The sequence below is a fragment of the Synechococcus sp. PROS-9-1 genome, from assembly GCF_014279775.1.
Taxonomy (GTDB): Bacteria; Cyanobacteriota; Cyanobacteriia; order PCC-6307; family Cyanobiaceae; genus Synechococcus_C.
This window is the reverse complement of the sequence record NZ_CP047961.1, coordinates 337464-354845: the sequence shown is the minus strand read 5'-3', so window position 1 is coordinate 354845 and position 17382 is coordinate 337464. Positions and strand designations below refer to the sequence as shown.

General features: G+C 56.4%; 20 protein-coding genes and 2 tRNA genes. 12 read left to right on the top strand and 10 right to left on the bottom strand.

Annotated elements, in window-relative coordinates:
- Positions 1-43: 43 nt before the first annotated feature.
- From sat to SynPROS91_RS01720, 4 genes are all read right to left on the bottom strand, one after another.
- Entirely contained in the window at positions 44-1213 is a 1170-nt protein-coding gene (gene sat, locus SynPROS91_RS01735; protein ID WP_186517879.1) for a sulfate adenylyltransferase, read from the bottom strand.
- Positions 1214-1317: 104 nt separating this feature from the next.
- Complete coding sequence (gene psbO, locus SynPROS91_RS01730; RefSeq protein ID WP_186517877.1) at positions 1318-2139, bottom strand: photosystem II manganese-stabilizing polypeptide; 822 nt, start codon at positions 2137-2139, stop codon at positions 1318-1320.
- A gap of 186 nt (positions 2140-2325) precedes the next feature.
- The gene (coaBC, locus tag SynPROS91_RS01725) at positions 2326-3636 is read right to left on the bottom strand and encodes a bifunctional phosphopantothenoylcysteine decarboxylase/phosphopantothenate--cysteine ligase CoaBC (protein ID WP_186517875.1); all 1311 of its coding nucleotides are present in this window, start codon (positions 3634-3636) and stop codon (positions 2326-2328) included.
- Positions 3626-3856 carry a DUF2555 domain-containing protein gene (locus SynPROS91_RS01720; protein ID WP_186517874.1) on the bottom strand — a complete coding sequence of 77 codons (231 nt, stop codon included), beginning with the start codon at positions 3854-3856 and terminating at the stop codon, positions 3626-3628. Before SynPROS91_RS01720 ends, coaBC begins: the two co-directional genes overlap by 11 nt.
- 44 nt (positions 3857-3900) lie before the next feature.
- Here SynPROS91_RS01720 and SynPROS91_RS01715 point away from each other — a divergent pair.
- The 6 genes from SynPROS91_RS01715 to SynPROS91_RS01690 all read left to right on the top strand — a co-directional run bounded on the left by SynPROS91_RS01715 (position 3901) and on the right by SynPROS91_RS01690 (position 7699).
- A tRNA-Ala gene (locus SynPROS91_RS01715) sits at positions 3901-3973 on the top strand.
- Positions 3974-4350: 377 nt separating this feature from the next.
- Entirely contained in the window at positions 4351-5046 is a 696-nt protein-coding gene (locus tag SynPROS91_RS01710) for a putative 2OG-Fe(II) oxygenase (RefSeq protein WP_186519303.1), read from the top strand.
- Positions 5047-5187: 141 nt separating this feature from the next.
- Entirely contained in the window at positions 5188-5334 is a 147-nt protein-coding gene (locus SynPROS91_RS01705) for a hypothetical protein (protein ID WP_186517872.1), read from the top strand.
- Positions 5335-5387: 53 nt separating this feature from the next.
- Positions 5388-5588, top strand: coding sequence for a hypothetical protein (locus SynPROS91_RS01700; RefSeq protein ID WP_006853639.1), 201 nt, complete (start codon positions 5388-5390; stop codon positions 5586-5588).
- A gap of 184 nt (positions 5589-5772) precedes the next feature.
- Complete coding sequence (locus SynPROS91_RS01695; RefSeq protein WP_186517870.1) at positions 5773-6114, top strand: DUF565 domain-containing protein; 342 nt, start codon at positions 5773-5775, stop codon at positions 6112-6114.
- A 70-nt stretch (positions 6115-6184) separates the two neighbouring features.
- Positions 6185-7699: an NAD(P)/FAD-dependent oxidoreductase gene (locus SynPROS91_RS01690; protein WP_186517868.1), complete on the top strand. Its 1515-nt coding sequence runs from the start codon at positions 6185-6187 to the stop codon at positions 7697-7699.
- On the opposite strand, the gene SynPROS91_RS01685 is transcribed toward SynPROS91_RS01690, so the two are convergent.
- Positions 7639-8688, bottom strand: coding sequence for an aspartate carbamoyltransferase catalytic subunit (locus SynPROS91_RS01685; RefSeq protein WP_186517867.1), 1050 nt, complete (start codon positions 8686-8688; stop codon positions 7639-7641). The genes SynPROS91_RS01690 and SynPROS91_RS01685 overlap by 61 nt on opposite strands.
- Positions 8685-9419, bottom strand: coding sequence for a DNA-3-methyladenine glycosylase (locus SynPROS91_RS01680; RefSeq protein WP_370586778.1), 735 nt, complete (start codon positions 9417-9419; stop codon positions 8685-8687). The genes SynPROS91_RS01685 and SynPROS91_RS01680 overlap by 4 nt, the downstream gene beginning before the upstream one ends.
- A gap of 41 nt (positions 9420-9460) precedes the next feature.
- On the opposite strand from SynPROS91_RS01680, the gene SynPROS91_RS01675 reads away from it, so the two are divergent.
- From SynPROS91_RS01675 to gatC, 4 genes are all read left to right on the top strand, one after another.
- Positions 9461-10207, top strand: a complete 747-nt coding sequence (locus SynPROS91_RS01675) for a queuosine precursor transporter (RefSeq protein ID WP_255439861.1) — start codon at positions 9461-9463, stop codon at positions 10205-10207.
- Between the two features lie 87 nt (positions 10208-10294).
- Positions 10295-10438, top strand: coding sequence for a hypothetical protein (locus tag SynPROS91_RS01670; RefSeq protein WP_006853653.1), 144 nt, complete (start codon positions 10295-10297; stop codon positions 10436-10438).
- A 41-nt stretch (positions 10439-10479) separates the two neighbouring features.
- A complete protein-coding gene (locus tag SynPROS91_RS01665) occupies positions 10480-11268 on the top strand; it encodes a creatininase family protein (protein WP_186517865.1) in 789 nt (262 codons plus the stop codon).
- Complete coding sequence (gene gatC / locus SynPROS91_RS01660) at positions 11265-11558, top strand: Asp-tRNA(Asn)/Glu-tRNA(Gln) amidotransferase subunit GatC (RefSeq protein ID WP_186517863.1); 294 nt, start codon at positions 11265-11267, stop codon at positions 11556-11558. Before SynPROS91_RS01665 ends, gatC begins: the two co-directional genes overlap by 4 nt.
- 39 nt (positions 11559-11597) lie before the next feature.
- On the opposite strand, the gene crtR is transcribed toward gatC, so the two are convergent.
- The gene (crtR, locus tag SynPROS91_RS01655; RefSeq protein WP_186517861.1) at positions 11598-12617 is read right to left on the bottom strand and encodes a beta-carotene hydroxylase; all 1020 of its coding nucleotides are present in this window, start codon (positions 12615-12617) and stop codon (positions 11598-11600) included.
- Between the two features lie 54 nt (positions 12618-12671).
- Positions 12672-12753: transfer RNA gene (locus SynPROS91_RS01650), tRNA-Leu, on the bottom strand.
- Positions 12754-12781: 28 nt separating this feature from the next.
- Here SynPROS91_RS01650 and SynPROS91_RS01645 point away from each other — a divergent pair.
- Positions 12782-13534: a Ycf66 family protein gene (locus SynPROS91_RS01645; protein ID WP_255439860.1), complete on the top strand. Its 753-nt coding sequence runs from the start codon at positions 12782-12784 to the stop codon at positions 13532-13534.
- Between the two features lie 25 nt (positions 13535-13559).
- A complete protein-coding gene (ileS, locus tag SynPROS91_RS01640; RefSeq protein ID WP_186517859.1) occupies positions 13560-16466 on the top strand; it encodes an isoleucine--tRNA ligase in 2907 nt (968 codons plus the stop codon).
- Positions 16467-16469: 3 nt separating this feature from the next.
- Here ileS and SynPROS91_RS01635 read toward each other — a convergent pair whose 3' ends face one another.
- Complete coding sequence (locus SynPROS91_RS01635) at positions 16470-16781, bottom strand: hypothetical protein (protein ID WP_186517857.1); 312 nt, start codon at positions 16779-16781, stop codon at positions 16470-16472.
- Positions 16771-17382, bottom strand: coding sequence for a DUF3177 family protein (locus SynPROS91_RS01630; RefSeq protein WP_186517855.1), 612 nt, complete (start codon positions 17380-17382; stop codon positions 16771-16773). The genes SynPROS91_RS01635 and SynPROS91_RS01630 overlap by 11 nt, the downstream gene beginning before the upstream one ends.

Sequence of the window (17382 nt, the reverse complement as noted above, 5' to 3'; positions counted from 1 at the left end):
TTTTTCGCCTCTGATGAAGGAATGTTAATAGAAATCGAAAAAATCAGGAGGCCCGAAGGACCTCAACCACGCTGCGGAACGCAAACCACTCTGGAATCTCCTCGCCACTGCGAAGCATCTTGCGGAATTGGGTGCCGCTGAGCTTTTTGACATGCAGACCTCGGGCCTCCGCATGTTCCGCAGTGACGTACCCCTCTTCATCGGTGAAGACGAGATTCAAGGAGGGCACGGTCTCCATGGTGAGTTCAGGGGCACACTCTTTGGCGAAATTCTGCGCGTCATACGGACCGTAAAAATCATCCCCAGAGAGAGAGGACTTACATCCAGCCATATCGCGGCCAATGATGAAGTGAGTACAGCCGTAGTTCCGGCGAATGATCATGTGCTGCAGGGCTTCACGCGGACCAGCCATGTGCATCGCGTACGGCAGATAGGCCCAACGAATGCGCGAGTTATCCACTTCTGCGGCCAGGCGTTCATAGGTCTGGAAGCGAACGGCGCCAGGGATGTCGTCCTGCTGGGTGGGCCCACAGGTGGGGTGGACCAAAACGACCGCATTTTCACTGACGTTTTGGGCGTGCAGTGCACGGGTAAAGAGCTCGTAGTGGGCGCGATGAATCGGATTTCGGCACTGGAATGCCACCACGTCTTCGCCGTCAGGGAGACCGGCGCGCACCTCAGCAGGCGTCTTGCAAGGGAAGACACGCTCCGGGAGTTGCAAGCCCTGAATCAAGCCACCGAGGTAGTAACGACGGCGCTCTGTGGCGATCATGCGCACCGCCGGGTGCTCTAGCGAGGTGGTGCCGTAGCAGCCTTTGGCCTCGACAACCTTGTCGGGTTCCCACTTATCTCCAACGGTGAGAAGAGCGAGGTCCTGACCTTTGTATTTCAACAAAACCTTGTCTCCAACCGCCACGTCCTCACGGTCGGTATCCATCACGATCGGCAACCCAAACAGGTAACCAGTCGTGGTGCGGTGCCCGGCCACAACGGAGTCGTAGTCGGCCTGATGCATGAATCCTCGCTCTGGAGAGAATCCACCCACCACAAGCAGCTCAACATCACAGGCATTGCGATCGGAACATTCGATGCTTGTGGTAGCAGAAGCTTTCAGAGCGGCATGCTCCGTGGCTGACACCATCAAATCCACCAAGGTGCCTCCGTAAGGAGCAATCACCCCGGAGCGCTGCGAGGACAAGGAACTGGCAGTCATCGGCGATTCGTGTCTGGATCAGGGATGGCGAGATTCTCCCAGAAGACAGAAAAAAAGGAGGGCCTCAGCCCTCCTTTTGAATCAATGCGACTGAACAGGGGAGATCAAGCCTCCTCAAAGCGGCCGAAGAGCTCTCCGCTGATCTTCACGTCAACGATCTCCCGACCGCCCATATCTGAGTCGGAAGGTTGAATCGCTGTGAATACACCACCAAACTCACCCGTCTCTGGGTCCACCTTGGTGATTGAAAAGCTCATCAGGCCAGTGCCATCGATGTAGCGCTTGACGTTTTCGCTTTCAAGTTCCTCATAGTCACCACCCAATGCCATCAGGCCCTGGGGATAGTCCACACCGGTTGTTAAGGCACGACCCTTGGGGTCGATGAAGTTACTGGTGCGGTAGCTCGGTGTGCGGTAGGTGCCGTTGAAGTCGGTACTGGTTGTAAGTGCTGAACCCTCAGCGGTGGCTTGAAGGTTTTTGCTGGAGAAGGTGAAGGGGAATTCCTCACCACCAGGAACCAAGACGGTGATCGGCTGGAAATCGATACCGCCTTTTTCGCTGAAGCTCAAGCCGTTCTCGCCAACGCTGAGATCGCCAAAGACTTCATCCAAACTTGAGGTGTAGCGGGTGAGGATTTTGCCCTCCACGAATTGCGCCTCTTGACGCTTGTTCGCGGGTTCGCCTTTAACGAACACCTGGGAGGGATGCATGCAAATTCCACGCAGTTCATAAGCACCGCCAGCCGTAAGGCTGATGGAGCCACGTGCCGAATCAGGCAGGGTGGGGCAATCATTGGCCTTGCCCGTATTGCGGATGTCGTCATAGGTGACGTTGGACCGATCTATGGCCTCAGCACCACCACTGCAGGCGGTTACAACGAAGAGACAGAGGGCCAGCACCATGGCCAGCAGGGGACGGATGCGCATAGAAGAAAGCTGATTAGCCGGACGAAGACGGTATCCACCGATTTTTCGATCTTACAAGGGGAAAACGTGCGTTCCGGCAAGCCTTTTGCAGCTCTCAACAAGCCTTCGCGTTGTGGGTCCTAAAGGGAGCACTTTGAAACCGTTGAACGGCCCAATTCAACAGTGACTGAAACCGATCTCAAAACATCACACGTCTGAGACAACCTCCGATGAATTGAGGGCTTGCAGCGCGGGCAGTTGCCTGGCGAGCTCATCCAGCAAGCGATTGGCGAGCTCAAGCTTGTATTGAGGCACGCACTGCTCCTGCGTGCCATCGCGCCTGAGCAACCAGCCTCCATTCAGATCAGAACCAAACCCCTGATTGGGCTGATCAATGGGGTTGGCAAACAACAGGTCGCATTTTTTTGCAGAGAGTTTGTGACGTGCCCGCTCCAGCAGCGAATCGGCTTGACCACTGAGAGCAGCAAATCCCAAGAGCACCTGACCAGGCGGGCGGCGCTCAGCCAAACCGGCCAAAAGATCTGGAACAGTCTCCATTTGGTCCGAAAGAACGTTGGCCAACGCGGCCTTCGCGGGTTTCTCAGGAAGCGCTCCACCACGACGGCGCAAATCCGCCACCGCCGCCGCCATCGCCACCGCATCAACACCCGGCTGCAGATCAATGAGAGCCGACTCCATCGCTTGCGCCGACTCCACAGGGTGGCAACACAACCCTTCAAGCCAGGCGTCAGGCAACTGCAAGGGGCCATGAATCAAGTCAACCCGGGCACCTCGCCAACGGGCTGCTTGAGCGAGCATCACACCCATGCGTCCACTACTGCGGTTGCTAATCATTCGGGCAGGATCCAGGGCTTCCACCGTTGGGCCAGCGGTGACGAGCAAGGAACGACCACTCCAATCACGCGTCAACTGGCGTTCCTTGCTCCCTTGCTGAAGCGCATGGAGAACCGCCAATTGAATCAAAGCGGGATCGGCCATTCGCCCCTCTCCGATTCGATCACAAGCCAACAAACCAGGCTCTGGTCCAAGGCAGAGCACCCGTTCATCCCGTTGCAAGAGCTCCCAGTTGCGACGGACTGCAGCATTGCCCCACATCCCTGTATTCATAGCTGAGGCCGCCACCACAGGCCGCTCGCAAGCCAACAGCAAGGAGGCCAGCAACCCATCTCCAAATCCCTGGGTCCAACGGGCCAAGCTTGTGGCGCTTAAGGGAGCCACAACCACAAGATCCGCCCACTCAGCTAGCTCCACATGCAGCGGTCGAGGTTGCGATGGATCCCACTGATCCTGATCTTGCAAACACGGGTGACGACTCAGGCTTGCCAGTGCCACAGGGCTGACAAGGCGTGAGGCGCTAGGGGTGATGACACAACGCACCTCGGCCCCTGCCTTCACCAACGCACTGACAAGAAGAGGGGTCTTGACCGCAGCGATGCTTCCCGATGCCGCTACGAGAAGGCGACGCCCCTCCAGAGGCCTTGGGGCCTCAATCTTCATCGAATGGTTCCTGATCAACTAAGTGAACGTATGGCCCTGTGAGCTCCGGTCGGTGGATCGCCAAGGCACGCAGAAGATGCCAATCACTTAAACCATCAAAAGGGGTGGGATAGTCGTCGTCTTCAAGGCGCTTGGCGAGCAAAGCCACCTTGTCGTCATCAAACGCGTCCAGAGATTCCGGCGTGATCGGCATGCTGGTTCCCTGAAGCGAAGACCCCATTCTGCCTCGGGCAAGAATGAAAGTGACGCTAAGTTTCAAGCGAAGGGGTCTTAGCTCAGCTGGTAGAGCGCTGCGATCGCACCGCAGAGGTCAGGGGTTCGAATCCCCTAGTCTCCATGCCATTAAAGAGCCTTAAATGATCGACTGAAGTCAAAAAGATGCGCCTAGCGATAGTATTGTGCAGCGCCCATGATTTGCACTTCACGATAGGCCGGGAAGAGCAATTGGCTCACAAATTGTCGCTGACTAAACCAGAAAATAACACGAAAATAGCTGGGCTTAAACACAATTTATCGCAGCAATATTCGCCGACAAGAGCCAAATGAGCGTCAACACAGAGCAGCCCCATCTGCTGTAGCAACAGAAACAACGACCGGGCAACATCCCCCTTAAAGTCAGGGCTCCTATGAATTGAAAAGCAAAATATTGAGCTCAGGATGAATACAACAATCCAAGCTCAGGCCTTTTCAACGCATCAATTAAGCCATCCCTTCATGGACGTCATTGATCTCTTTCCACGGTCCATCGTGCAAGGAGAGCTTGAGCTCAAACTACGCAATCAACTGCTCCTCCATTGCGAAGAGGTCCTTCACAATCCAGGGGCTAATCCCGACGCTTCGAAGCGCCTCGCTGGCCAGCTCAACCAACAACGAGAACTCAATCCAACACAACCCGCCGTTCGGGAACTTTGCGAATCTGTCCTTCTCGAAGGCTGCGAGCGCTGGATTCGTCATGTAATTGACCAGCAACCGCCTCAGGGGCGTGGACCATGGGTGCCCGGTCGCTACCAGCTAAGGCTGATTGATATTTGGCTGAATTGCCAAATGGAGGGTGATTACAACCCAATGCATACCCATGGAGGAAGTTTTTCTGGAGTTGTCTTTTTAAAAGTGCCCTCACAGATCAACGGAACAAGTTTTGATGGTCAGCTTTGTTTTCACGGTCCTGAGGACTATCACCTTCAATCATTTCGTACGGGAATGGCCAAGTACGTGCTTCCCAGGCCGGGTGATTTTTATATTTTTCCAGCCTGGCAACCCCATTCCGTCATGCCTTTCCGGGGGAGCGGAGAACGCTGGTCTCTCGCTTTTAACGTTGTCGCCCAACCCACATCAGGGCATCCACAGCCCCCTGAGCAGAACCAAAACATTTCGCTTTCGAGTCAGCGGCCAAGAGCACGAGGGTTCTGAGCTTCAGCCTCTCAGAAAAGTGCCTTAAGGTTGATTTCCACTTTCAAGGACAGCCATGGCCTGGGGCCTTGAAGAGCAGCCGTTCATCGTTAGGACTACAGGCGCTCATCAGGTTCACTCTTTGGCGCTGGAGCCTCGCTGATGTTCCCGACAAGCACTCACTTCACAAGACGACTGCCCCTGTTTGCCGGCCTTTTGGTTCTTGTTTTGGTCTCAACACTGGCTAGACCCAGCGCCTTAATGACCTACGGCCTGATCGCGCTGGCTGGTGGGCTTGGCCGTCGCTGACGTCAGTCGGGACGGCCATGCGGTAAAAGGGATGTCAGCTAAGCCCATAGACGATGTCGCAATCCAAACGAGAGCAGGTGGTCAGCCACCTGCGTTACATCCGCCAAGAGCTGCGAGAAATGCATCAAGGAGTGATGGAAGACGGACTTCTCCCTGAAGCAGGTGAGGTGAGAGGAGTCATGGCCCAGATGGAGGCGCTGCTTGAGCTTCTAGAGGGGAAATCATCTCGTAAAGCGAAGGCCGATTCCGACTAAAGAGTGGCCCTAATTAGTGGCTAACCCAAAGCAAATCTTGCTTCAACAGGAAATGCTCAAAAACCAGCAATTTATACAAGATACCAATAAAAATCGAGTATTATTTGTTTGGCAGTTTGCCGGCCGGGTGATGGGGATCAGTTGGTGGCAAACCTGTAATCACGATGATTGAGGGGTTCCATATATGACCGCTCGACTTCAAAAGACTCGTCTTCAAATCAGTTTCGGAGAAGCGACCTCAAGGCTTGATCAGTGGGCTGTAAACCCCTGGAGAAGGGCGTCGCTGATGCTGATCGCTCTCGGAGCCAGCTTCGCTGTGGGGAACAGCATCGGAGCGGTTGCAGGTGCTTTGGAGTTGATGGATCCAGTGGCCGCTGTCATCACGGTGGGGATCTGGGAACTCATGGTGCGAACCAGGCGGCATTGGGCACGAGACAAGCAAAAGCATCTGGGACGTGATCTGTTGGATATGTCACGCATCGGCTTGCTCTATGGCCTCTTATTGGAAGGATTCAAGTTGATTTAAAGCACTCTTAAATCCAGACAATCTTGAATGGGATCCATAGCCTGGCTTTAGATCTGCTGTTCGTTGGAATATGGCTGCTGAGCATTTCTTCCTCGAACTCGAACCACCCGAAGAACGTCTTCGCGACGCCCCTCATGTGGTGATCGTGGGAGGAGGCTTTGCTGGAGTGCGGGCCTGCAAAGCGCTAGCTCAGGCCGATGTGCGCGTCACCTTGATTGACAAGCGCAATTTCAACCTGTTCCAACCGCTTCTTTATCAAGTGGCAACAGGCCTAGTAGCCCCTGGCGATGTGGCGACACCACTAAGACAGCTGGTGGGAAAGCAGAGCAACGTTCAAGTCCTGCTGGGAGAAGTCACAGGATTAGACGCCAAGAAGCAGCAAATCCATTTCGGCGAGAAAACTCTCAACTACGACCACTTGATCCTGGCAACGGGCTCAGGCAGTACTTATTTCGGCCATGAAGAATGGCGCACTTTTGCGCCACCGATGAAAATCCTTGAGCACGCCCAAGAGATTCGTCGCCGCTTGCTGATGGCGATGGAGCAGGCCGAACAGACACCCGATCCCGCGGCACGCAAATTCCTTCAAACCGTGGTGATTGTGGGAGGGGGGCCTACCGGATGTGAGATGGCAGGTGCCACCTCCGAATTAATGCGCAATGCCATGCGCCGTGAGTTCAAGCAGCTCAATCCTGATGATTCAAGGATCATCGTGATCGACCCGGGCGATCGCTTGCTGAGGGCGATGCCTGAGTCGTTGTCGGCCTCTGCTCAAAAGACTCTTGAGTCTCTCGGGGTAGAAACTCTCTTCAAAGGGCGGGTTCAGAGCATGCAGCCGGGAGAAGTCACCGTTGGCACTCCAGATGGCGACCAAACAATTCAAGCCGCAACAGTGATTTGGACTGCTGGGGTGCGACCGTCTCACCTGGGCAAGACCCTTGCAGGGTCGATCGATTGTGAATTGGATCGTGGCGGGAGGGTGATTGTTGAATCCGACTTCAGCGTGAAAGACCATCCAGAGATACGAGTGGTTGGCGATCTCTGCAGTTACAAACACACGTCCACGGGCAACCCGCTGCCCGGGATGGCCGGCCCAGCAACACAAGCTGGTGGCTTCGTTGGCAAAGACATCGCCGCAATCATGGGTGGAAGCCAGCGTCCGAACTTCAAATGGTTTGATTTCGGCAGCATGGCCGTGCTGGATCGTGTTGCTGCTGTTGCTGATCTGCGTGGCTTCAAATTCAGTGGAAGCCCAGGCTGGGCTGTTTGGGCCGCCGCACACCTGGCCTTCATGCCCGATCGAGAAAATCGCTGGACCTTGTTGATCAAGTGGATGTTTGCTGTTCTGTCGCAGCAACGCTCATCGATGCTGCTCACAGGCATGCCAAGTCAGCACATTGGTCTCGACTCCGCAGACTCCCCATTCCCAATGAAGAGCGGCAGCGGACCCTCGATTGCCTCTCCAGATGCGGCACTCAAAGCAGCCATGGATTACTACTCCAGTTCCGTTTCTGGTGTTCCTGTTCAGGATGGCGCTGATGCCTGTGACGAATCCGCCACAGGATCAGACGCCGCCATTAAATAGAGCAACGCCATGCGGATCGGGATTCCATTGCGGACTTGATCCTCCACCAAGCAGATCGAGCGGTCGTCCAAAAGGGCACCGCTCATTTCAACCCCACGATTCACAGGGCCTGGATGCAGCACAGGGCCTGAAAAAGAGCAGCGTCGCAACCGCTCATGCGTGAGCCCATAGTCACGGTGATAGCGATCCAGATTCGTAAGCAGGTGATCGGTCATGCGCTCTTGTTGTAAGCGCAAGGTCATCACAGCATCCGCGCCCGACAAGCATTCATCTAAGTTGCGGCTGATCTGCACCGTTCCCCGCTCCCGGACAGGATCTGAAGCTTGCCCAGGCGGCGGAGCATCTAAGAAGTCAGCAAAGGCCTCGGGCACGAGACTGGCCGGCCCGCAAAGCACCACATCCGCGCCGCAAGCGCTGAGGGCCCAGAGGTTTGAGCGCGCTACACGCGAATGCAGCACATCGCCAACAATCGCGATGCGCTTGCCCTGCAATGCTTCGGGATGAGGGTGGCGGGGATCGAAATGGTGCGCAAGCGTATAGAGATCAAGCAAGCCCTGGCTGGGATGGCTGTGCTGACCATCACCACCATTCAGCACAACGGTGCGCTCGCCTGCTTGATCCAACTCAGAGGCCAACTGCGCGGGTACATCCGTGCAGCGATGACGGATCACCAACACATCAGCACCCATCGCGACATAGGTGCGTGCTGTATCGAGCAGAGATTCGCCTTTGCTCAAAGAGCTGCTGGACGGGGAAAAACTCTGGACATCAGCCGATAACCGCTTCGCAGCCAGCTCAAAACTGCTGCGCGTGCGCGTGCTTGGCTCAAAAAACAAGGTGGCAACCAATCGACCTTGCAATGCCGGTAATTTGCGAGCACCCGTGACTGGCATCGAACGAAAACGATGGGCAAGCTCGAGCACGGTGGCGTAGTCGTCAGGCGAGAACGCAGCCAAATCGAGAACATGCCTGTGCGACCAGCCACTCATCGCTTGCACTCCAGGGTTGGAATGAAGGCCTGACTCAAAGCAGGCATCCGGTCACCTCGGGCACGCCGGCTCACGCTGCGGGAGGCCTTCAAGTACCAACGCCAGGGCAAATCCTGGGCCTGAGAGATTCCGATCCGCGTGGTGGTCACAAGCTCAGGGCTGTTAAGAACGGAGGGCCTATGGGCCAACCACAGTTCATTCTCGCCACAGGCGGAGCTGTTGTCATGGCCTCGGCTGATTTCGAAGCGCCGAGACAGCAACCCAGGACCAGCACCCACCCGTTCAGGCTCGCCAGGCATAGCAACAGCGCGAAGCAACACCCCATTGGCCCAATCGCTCCGATCGGTGACCACATTCACGCAGTGATGGATCCCATAGCTCACATAGACATAGAAACGCCCTGGCTCACCAAACAGCGTTTCGTTTTGCGGTGAGCGGCGGCGATAGCCGTGACAAGCGGGGTCGTCTTGCGCATATGCCTCCGTTTCCACGATCACCCCCCAAAGCAAGCTGCCGTCCTTCTGGAGTTTCACCAATCTGCAGCCCACCAGCTCTGATCCCACCACCTCCGCTGGGCGGCAGAAGAAGGATTGGCTGAGTGCTGGGAAATCCTTGGCGATGGGTTGGATAGCTAGAGGAGGAACTGAGGAGATTGATCCATGGGTACAGCAATCCGGTTGACCCATTGTCATCAAGCGCAGGCAACCCAACCACGCCACTCCAGATGGCATGTCAACACAACCCGAATGACCAGACTGTCAAAACGCAAACGATGAACGACGACTCCATGTCGGCATCAGCCACAGCCACCACAAGCCACATCCAAGCCAGGCGAGACCTGGTCTTTCTTGTGCTGGCCGGACTCTTCCTCGGCACCCTGGGGATGCTGAACATCCTTGGCCTAACGCGGTTTCTTGCTCTAGGGCAGATCGGGTCCTTCCCCATCGTGGTTGCCGTGGGTGCGCTTCCCTATCCCGTGACCTTTTTATGCACTGATCTCATCAGTGAGCTTTGGGGAGAGGAGAGGGCCACTCAGGTGGTGTGGGTAGGTCTCTTGCTCAATGGATGGGTGGTTTTAATCCTGTGGCTCGGAGGCCTGATGCCAGGGCTCAATGGTGCTCCTGAATCCACATTTTTTGAGATTCAACGCCTGGCCTTCGGGTCCGTCGGAGCCTCGATGGTGGCTTACCTCACGGCCCAATTTGTAGACGTGCGTTTGTTCCACTTTTGGAAGAAACGCACGAATGGCAAGGCCCTCTGGCTGCGCAACAACGGCTCCACCTTGGTGAGCCAATTGGTCGACACCAGTGCCGTGGTGTTAATCAGCCACTACGCCGCCCATGTGTTGCCCATCCGCGCTGGAGAAGCGGTTCTTCCTCAGCTGGGAGCTTTCATCGCCAGCGGCTATTTGTTCAAAGCCCTTGCTGCTTTTGCCGACACCCTTCCCTTCATCTGGCTCACCGCCTGGTTACGCGATTGGTTGGATATTGAGGGAGACGGCGAGGAGATCATGCCCTGAGATCAGCGCTACTCCGGTGACGATCAGCTCACCAAGGCGACTCAGCTTGTAAGACCTTGGCATGATCTATGTAGTGACCTACTAAGCATGGACGCCGCCCTCTCCGGCTTCAATCTCGGGACCGTCTTGGTCTTTGGCAGCGGACTGTTCGTGATCGCCACCTTTTACTTCGGTACTAGAGGCGGCTACTACAACACCGACAAGTACGACGGCAACGGCACAGCGCACTAAGGCGCGAGCTGAGCGATCATCAAGCCACTGATCGAGATGGCATGAACGCCACCCTTCCTGGCCCCACAGCCAACACCGAAGCCATTCGTTTGGCTCTGCAGAGTTGGCCCGATGTTGAGGCCTATCTGAACAGCTGCAAAGGAATCATCATTCCGTTGGGTTCCACAGAACAACATGGACCCACAGGTGCGATTGGGACTGATGCCCTCACAGCAGAAGCTGTGGCGCTTGAGCTCGGTCGCAGCAGTGGCGTGCTGGTCACCCCAGCTCAGGCCTATGGCATGGCTGAACACCATCTCGGCTTCGCGGGCACGATGAGTCTTCAGCCAGCCACCCTGATGGCGGTGATGCATGACCTTGTCTTGTCGTTGGCCACCCATGGGTTCGAGCGAATCTTTGTGGTGAATGGCCACGGAGGCAACATGGCCACGACCAAAGCAGCCTTTGCCCAGGCCTATGGAACGGCCGCCAGCCGAGGACTTCCGGTGGCATCCAAATTGCGCTGCAGACTCTCCAACTGGTTCATGGCAGGACCTGTGATGCGCCAAGCCCGAGAGCTCTATGGCGATCGCGAAGGCCAACATGCCACCCCCAGCGAGATCGCCGTCACCCTCCACCTTCACGACAGCCTGATCGCCAAGCAAAGGCCCCTACCTGACCCCGCCCCATGCGGAGCGATTCACGGCCCAGCCGATTTTCGCAGACGTTATCCCGATGGCCGCATGGGCTCTCACCCCTATCTCGCCACGGCAGAACATGGAGCGGGGTTGCTGGATACGGCGGTCACGGCACTGCGCGAAGATCTTGAAACCTTTCTCTCCGCTGCATGAGCAAGATCACCGCCGACGACGTTCGCAAGGTGGCCAAACTTGCCCGCCTTGACCTCCCTGAAGACACCATCGCCACCTATACCGGGCAACTTGAGCGAATTCTCGATTACGTGGATCAGCTTCAAGCGGTGGAGACCGATGGGGTTTTACCTACAACACGTGCTGTGGAAGTGGTCAATGCAACGCGTGAGGACATTGTTGTTGATACAGATGTGCGCCAGGAACTCTTAGATCAAGCCCCGCAACGGGAAGGGGACTTCTTCAGGGTTCCCAAGATCCTCGCGGACTAGGCAATTAACGCATCGAAAGCGGCACGTTGGCGTTACGATCTAGAAACGCTGGCGTGCCGGAGTAACGGCTGTCCGCCGTAACAACGAAAGCCAGCCACGCCTCAGACGCCTGCTCGGCAAAAGTTTGGCGATCGGTCGCATCTTGCTGCCCCTTGGCTTGTGACTACGAACTCCAATCAGAATGTCATAGAAGAAATTGACAACATCAGAGCGAGTTTCAAAGATTCCCAGCCTCTGTGGTGATTCTTTTGCATCAAGAAGAGGCTTGGTTGCCTCATAGGCGGGCTTGTATTCAAACCATGGAATAGAGGGCCAAAGATGGTGCACTAAATGATAATTTTGGCCCATAATCAACCAATTCATCGTACGGCCCGGATACACACGAGCGTTTTGCCAGCGATTCCTCGATAAAAATGGTCTATGGGGCAGGTAATCAAAAAACAGACCAAGCGTGACCCCCACCATGAGCGCGGGTGCAAACCAACAATTAAAAATAAAAGGCAGAAAGTCGAATCGAATTGCTGCAGCAATGATCGTAAAGAAGATTGCTCGTTCGAATCCCCACTGCATCAACTCCCAACGCTTCCAGAGCTTGCGCTGAAAGAAGAAAAACTCGTGATAAAAAAACCTTGGAGCAATTAACCAGAGAGGACCAAACGTACTAACGATGTGATCAGGATCATTTTTTGGATCATTCACATGGGAATGATGTTGCAAGTGCACTCGCGTAAAAACAGGAAAACTAAATCCCAATAGCAAGGCTGAACCATGCCCCATCGCTTGGTTGATCCAGGGGATCGGATGAGCAGCGTTGTGACAGGCATCGTGAACAACGGTGCCCTCCAAATGAAGCGCTAAGAATCCGGAAATCAAGAGCAATGGCAACGGCCAACCACCAACAAACCAGCCCCAAATAGTCAAGGCTGCTAAGCCGTACCCGCCTAAAAACAGGCCAACGGTTGGGTTCCATACAGACGGTGGATCCACAAACTCCTTAGGCACTGACCGAAGCCTGGGGGTCAATCCCGAGCTCTCCGGTTGTGCGAGTGCCTGAGTCATCGAAAGATTCCTGTGTTGCCGCTGCTACATGCAACACCAATCTAGGAAAAGGAATGCCCACCGCGAGACTTGAACTCGCACAACCGAAGTCACTGGTACCTAAAACCAGCGCGTCTACCAATTCCGCCAGATGGGCAGAAGCGAATCCTATACATCGACGCAGAATGGGAGCAACGTCGACACTCGATTCCCCGATGCTGGCCACTCTCACTGGAGACCTCTGTTTGCTGGCGGGTCTTGCAGTTCTGCTGCTGCCACTGCTCGCCACTGAACTCAGTCGGCCCCGCGATGGCGCCTGGGGAGCGGTCGTCCTCCTGCTTGGGCTGGTCCTCGTGACCAGCAGTGATCGATTACGAGGCGCTCCCATGCTGGGGGTGGCCTGCGCTGGTTTGCTAATCAGCCGCCTAGGAGCAGAAGTAGGGCAAGCCCGCTGGCAACAACTCAGCGTGGAGGAGCGGCAAAGACTCGGCTCCCGAGAACGCTGGACCACGAGCCTTCAACAACTCACCACCGTCTTGGCCAGCCTTGTAAGCGCAACCACTGACACGCTCAAAAGCCTGAAGCCGGACGCTAAAACCGGAACCAACAAACTGTGGGTGCGACCTGAGCAGCCATCCAAGGACGCAGATCTAGACACTCCTCCCAGCAGTGAGAGCAGTGAGGCCAGCAACGACAAGGACGCCAAAGCTGAAACGCCAGACACCAAAAAACAACGCAAGAAGCGCTGGGTCCGTCCAGACAGCCCAGAACCATCTCTGGAAACTCAAAAGGTGAGTTCTACGTCCAGCAGCGATGAATCCCAAGCTGAAACCAAGGCTGAAATGAGCACGGAAAGCATTGATGACGGAAGTGTTGACACCGCCATCGACACAGCCTCAAACACAGCCTCCGAAGCAGCACGCACCGACGAAGACTGATAATCCCCTTTGCTGCAGCGCCAACGTGACCCAGCAGACAGGCCAGGACGCTAATCAGCGCCCGTCCTATAAAGACACCCTCAACCTGCTGGAGACGGCGTTTGGCATGCGTGCCAATGCCATCCACCGCGAACCAGAACTCCAGGCCTTCTGGAAAGAGAAAGGCATTGACCTGGATCTGGGACGCAACAATCCCGGCCCGATGTTCACCCTGCATGACGGGCCCCCATATGCCAACGGCGCCCTGCACATGGGCCACGCCTTGAACAAAGTGCTCAAGGACATCATCAATAAGCATCGACTGATGCAAGGCCGGAAGGTGCGTTTCGTCCCTGGCTGGGACTGCCATGGTCTACCGATCGAGCTCAAAGTGCTCCAGGCCATGAGCCAGGAACAGCGTCAAGCGCTCACCCCGATCAAGTTGCGCAAAAAGGCTGCGGTCTACGCCCAAAAGCAAGTTGCAGGCCAAATGGCCGGCTTTAAGCGCTGGGGCATCTGGGGTGACTGGGATCACCCCTATCTCACGCTTCAAAAGGACTATGAAGCCGCTCAGATCGACGTCTTTGGAACGATGGCGCTGAAGGGCCACATCTACCGAGGGCTCAAACCAGTGCACTGGAGCCCTAGCTCACGCACTGCCCTGGCCGAAGCCGAACTGGAATATCCCGATGGACACACCAGCCCCAGTGTCTACGTGGGATTTCCTGTTGTTGATCTCCCTGCAGGCCTACGCAGCAAGCTCAAGGAGCAGGGCTTGGACGTACCCGCTGATAGCAACGCCTTAAGTGAGTGCCTACAGGTGGCGATCTGGACCACCACCCCCTGGACCCTGCCCGCCAACCTGGCTGTGTCGGTCAACGATCGCCTCGACTACTGCCTGGCGGATGACGGCAACGGGCGGCTTCTGATCGTGGCAGCCGAACTCTGCGACTCCATCGCCTCCAAGCTTGAACGCCCTCTTCAAGCCAAAGCCACCGTGAAAGGGGTCGATCTTGCTGGCATCACCTACAGCCACCCCCTGCTCGAGCGCCGCAGCCCGATCGTTGTTGGTGGGGAGTACATCACCACTGAATCAGGTACGGGCTTGGTGCACACGGCGCCAGGCCATGGCGTCGATGACTTCAATACCGGGCGCAAGCATGGGCTGCCCGTGCTCTGCCCAGTGGATGAAGCTGGAACCCTCACCGCAGAGGCAGGCCGATTCGAAGGCTTGAACGTGCTCAAAGATGCCAATGCCGTGATCATCACGGCGCTCGAGGACTCCGGTTCGCTGCTCCTGCAAGAGAACTACAGCCATCGCTATCCCTACGACTGGCGCACGAAAAAACCCACGATCTTCAGAGCAACGGAACAGTGGTTTGCCTCTGTTGAAGGCTTCCGCACTGAGGCGCTAACGGCCATCGATGGCGTGCAATGGCTGCCGGCATCTGGCCGGAACAGGATTGAATCGATGGTGTCCGAAAGGGGCGATTGGTGTATCTCGCGGCAGCGAACCTGGGGTGTCCCCATTCCAGTGTTTTACCAGCGTGAAACCGGCGACGTGCTGCTCAATGCAGACTCCATTGCCCATGTCAAAGCACTGATCGCCGAACACGGAGCCGACATTTGGTGGGAGAAAGACGAGGTTGATCTGCTCCCTTCCAGCCACAGCGCAGAAGCGCATCTCTGGCGTAAGGGCACCGACACCATGGATGTGTGGTTCGATTCCGGCTCCAGCTGGGCCTCTGTATCGAGCCAACGCGACGGTCTCAGCTACCCCGCAGATCTTTATCTAGAGGGATCAGATCAGCATCGCGGCTGGTTCCAGTCCTCCTTGTTGACCTCGGTAGCCGTCAATGGCACAGCGCCCTACCGGACCGTGCTCACCCATGGCTTTGCCTTGGATGAGAAAGGCCGAAAGATGAGCAAATCACTGGGCAATGTTGTGGACCCGATGGTGATCATCGAAGGCGGTAAAAACCAAAAGCAAGAGCCCGCCTACGGCGCCGATGTGCTCCGCCTATGGGTGAGTTCTGTGGATTATTCGGCAGACGTGCCGATCGGTGCTGGCATCCTGCGGCAGCTTTCAGACGTCTACCGCAAAGTGCGCAACACCTCGCGCTACCTGCTGGGCAATCTGCACGACTTCGTCCCAAGTCGTGATGCGATCGCCATCAGCGATTTGCCGTTGCTCGATCGCTGGATGTTGCAGCGCACCGCAACCGTGCTCGACCAGATCAGTGAGGCGTTTGAACGCTATGAGTTCTTTCGCTTCTTCCAGTTGCTGCAGAACTTCTGCGTCGCCGATCTATCGAACTTTTATCTCGACATTGCCAAAGACCGGCTGTACGTCAGCGCACCCAACGACAAGCGTCGGCGCAGCTGCCAAACCGTGATGGCCCTGATCATCGAACGCCTGGCCGCGGCCATCGCCCCCGTGCTCTGCCACATGGCGGAAGACATCTGGCAGAACATCCCCTATCCCACCGGGACTGAGTCGGTGTTTCTGAGTGGCTGGCCCTCCGTGCCAGAGGAGTGGCGCGATGAAAGCCTTCAAGCCCCCATGCAGGAGCTTCGCGAGCTGCGCGCAGCGGTGAACAAAGTGCTGGAAGAATGCCGAAGCAAGCGCAAGCTCGGAGCATCGCTTGAAGCGGCCGTCCGCATCGAAGCGCGCACCTCCACGCTTCAAGACGCCCTCCACTGGCTCCAAAGCAAGGGGGAGCAAGAGGTGGATGGCCTTCGCGACTGGCTACTCGTCTCCCAGTTGCAGATTGGAGGCGAGCCCTGGGCCGAATTGCTGGCCAGTGATGACAACGAGCTCGCCGTCATCGAAGTGGCCCTATCTCGAGGAGAGAAGTGTGAGCGCTGTTGGCACTATGAAAGCGACATCGGTCAGCACAGTGATCACCCCAGCTTGTGCGGTCGATGCGTGTCCGTACTGGAACGGCGCTAGGAGTTAAATCCAGCGTTCTGCTTTGCTCAATTGCTCAGGAGGAAGGGGCCCGATCAGCAGCTCCTCCTGTTGAGGGTTGAGTGGGCCGCGCAGCAATTCAGCGGTTTGGATCGTCGCACCATCAGGAAGCACGGTTCGGTCCGGATCGAAATCCGTGGGATGGGTGGTACAGCTGCTGAAACCTCGAAAAATCAACACTTCCAGTGCTTCTTCCGCACCTTCAGCGGACTGCACCATTCCTCTCAATCGCAACACCCGATCGGGACGATCACGACTGATCGCTTCAAGAGCCGGCAACAACGAATCAGAATTCACCAGCCACCCGCCCCTGCCGCGGCAGGCGCACCAGGAGCCACTGGAGGAGCCCCACCACATACGCCACTAAAGCCACGTAGCCGATGAATGCGGCCACCGCCTCACTCCACTGCCCCCCAAAGACGAAGTCAAACAAACGCTCCGCTACACGATGCAATCCCTGGGGTCCTTCCAACCAGGCCAGGCACTCAGCACCGCTCAGCTGGTCTGCACAGCGCAACGCTGTTGCCGACAACCCCGCCGCAAGCAAGGCGAATCCGCTGAGAGCCCAGCGCCAGATCCGAACGGTTAGCGGAAGTGCACTACCGGGAGCACTGTCGGCCAATTCTTCATTGAGATCCACCCAGAACCACACCGAAACCGCCATCAGTACGGGTGCAATGAAGGCCATCACATATCCGATCGGACGCCGATCGGTGAGCAGCAACACACTGATGGGCAACAGGCTTGCCACCTTCCAATACAGACCCAGCAGTCGCACCAAGGCTGGCTCACGCCGAACCCCTGCCCAGACCAGCAGAACAAGCGGAACACCGAGGGCAAAGGTTGCACCTAAGCGATAGGTAAGCCAAACCAAACTGCGGTAAGGGAGATCAGGCAC

Excerpts from the sequence above, each read along its gene's own strand:
- sat (WP_186517879.1), bottom strand. The coding sequence starts at position 1,213 with ATGACTGCCAGTTCCTTGTCCTCGCAGCGCTCCGGGGTGATTGCTCCT.
- psbO (WP_186517877.1), bottom strand. The coding sequence starts at position 2,139 with ATGCGCATCCGTCCCCTGCTGGCCATGGTGCTGGCCCTCTGTCTCTTC.
- coaBC (WP_186517875.1), bottom strand. The coding sequence starts at position 3,636 with ATGAAGATTGAGGCCCCAAGGCCTCTGGAGGGGCGTCGCCTTCTCGTA.
- SynPROS91_RS01720 (WP_186517874.1), bottom strand. The coding sequence starts at position 3,856 with ATGGGGTCTTCGCTTCAGGGAACCAGCATGCCGATCACGCCGGAATCT.
- SynPROS91_RS01710 (WP_186519303.1), top strand. The coding sequence starts at position 4,351 with ATGGACGTCATTGATCTCTTTCCACGGTCCATCGTGCAAGGAGAGCTT.
- SynPROS91_RS01705 (WP_186517872.1), top strand. The coding sequence starts at position 5,188 with ATGTTCCCGACAAGCACTCACTTCACAAGACGACTGCCCCTGTTTGCC.
- SynPROS91_RS01700 (WP_006853639.1), top strand. The coding sequence starts at position 5,388 with ATGTCGCAATCCAAACGAGAGCAGGTGGTCAGCCACCTGCGTTACATC.
- SynPROS91_RS01695 (WP_186517870.1), top strand. The coding sequence starts at position 5,773 with ATGACCGCTCGACTTCAAAAGACTCGTCTTCAAATCAGTTTCGGAGAA.
- SynPROS91_RS01690 (WP_186517868.1), top strand. The coding sequence starts at position 6,185 with ATGGCTGCTGAGCATTTCTTCCTCGAACTCGAACCACCCGAAGAACGT.
- SynPROS91_RS01685 (WP_186517867.1), bottom strand. The coding sequence starts at position 8,688 with ATGAGTGGCTGGTCGCACAGGCATGTTCTCGATTTGGCTGCGTTCTCG.
- SynPROS91_RS01680 (WP_370586778.1), bottom strand. The coding sequence starts at position 9,419 with ATGCCATCTGGAGTGGCGTGGTTGGGTTGCCTGCGCTTGATGACAATG.
- SynPROS91_RS01675 (WP_255439861.1), top strand. The coding sequence starts at position 9,461 with ATGAACGACGACTCCATGTCGGCATCAGCCACAGCCACCACAAGCCAC.
- SynPROS91_RS01670 (WP_006853653.1), top strand. The coding sequence starts at position 10,295 with ATGGACGCCGCCCTCTCCGGCTTCAATCTCGGGACCGTCTTGGTCTTT.
- SynPROS91_RS01665 (WP_186517865.1), top strand. The coding sequence starts at position 10,480 with ATGAACGCCACCCTTCCTGGCCCCACAGCCAACACCGAAGCCATTCGT.
- gatC (WP_186517863.1), top strand. The coding sequence starts at position 11,265 with ATGAGCAAGATCACCGCCGACGACGTTCGCAAGGTGGCCAAACTTGCC.
- crtR (WP_186517861.1), bottom strand. The coding sequence starts at position 12,617 with ATGACTCAGGCACTCGCACAACCGGAGAGCTCGGGATTGACCCCCAGG.
- SynPROS91_RS01645 (WP_255439860.1), top strand. The coding sequence starts at position 12,782 with ATGGGAGCAACGTCGACACTCGATTCCCCGATGCTGGCCACTCTCACT.